This window comes from Nesterenkonia aerolata (assembly GCF_031470965.1).
Lineage (GTDB): Bacteria > Actinomycetota > Actinomycetes > Actinomycetales > Micrococcaceae > Nesterenkonia > Nesterenkonia aerolata.
Window position 1 is genome coordinate 1 of the sequence record NZ_JAVKGR010000052.1, and the last position, 977, is coordinate 977.

Here is a 977-nt window from a genome sequence, read left to right on the forward strand (position 1 = left end):
CTAGGGCATGTCTCCCATATGTGGGGTGATTTCTGGTCCAGGGTGGTGTCATGAGCACGACTATCACCTCTAGGCACCGGGTGCTGACTGATGAGCAGTGGGAGCGGATCGAGCCGCTGCTGCCCAGCAATGAAGGCCGTAAGGGCCACCCGTTCCGGGATAACCGCCGGATCGTTGAGGCCATGATCTACCGCGCCAGGACAGGGATCCCGTGGCGTGATCTTCCTCGTGAGGCCTTCGGGCCGTGGCAGACGACGTGGAAGCGGTACAACAAATACGCCGCAGACGGAGTTTGGGATTCCATTCACGCCCAATTGCTGGCTGAGGCCGATGAGGCCGGAGAAATCGAATGGACGGTCTCAGTAGATTCGACCATCAACCGTGCCCACCAGCACGGGACCAACACCCGGCGACCTGATCAGCCCACAGGGGGCCTTTGCGAATCACAAGAATCTCGGCGGGACTGAGCCTGAAGGCCACGCCTTGGGCCGCTCGCGCGGCGGGCTCTCCACCAAGATCCACGCCGTCGTCGATGCCAGAGGACTACCGATCGCGATCGTAACCACCGGCGGTCAGCGCCATGACGGGGCCATGCTTGAAGAGATTCTCGATGAGATCCGAGTCCCCAGAATCGGGCCCGGTAGGCCGCGGACACGACCCAATGCGGTGGTCGCTGATAAGGCCTACTCCTCCGGTGTGACCCGCCGGATGCTCGCCGCCCGCGGCATCAAAACGGTCATCCCGCAGAAGTCCAACGAGAAGAACGCCCGCAAGAACAAGGGCTCCGCCGGAGGCCGCCCACCCAGCCTCGATGACCAGGCCTACCGGGGCAGGAACATCGTCGAGCGCCACTTCGGACTGGCCAAACAATGGCGCGGTATCGCCACCCGCTACGACAAGAAAGCCCGCAACTACAGAGCAGGAGTAGTCCTCTGCGCCATCATCGCCTGCCTACGCACATAGGAGACACGCCCTAG

General features: G+C 62.6%; 1 protein-coding gene. It reads left to right on the top strand.

What is annotated here, in order from left to right; translation table 11 throughout:
- Window positions 1-50: 50 nt before the first annotated feature.
- Window positions 51-963, top strand: a protein-coding gene (locus RIL96_RS13285) for an IS5 family transposase (protein ID WP_310549490.1) whose coding sequence is annotated in 2 segments (ribosomal slippage) — window positions 51-428 and window positions 430-963 — 912 coding nt in all. Because the reading frame shifts where the segments join, the coding sequence is not laid out codon by codon here.
- Window positions 964-977: the final 14 nt, after the last annotated feature.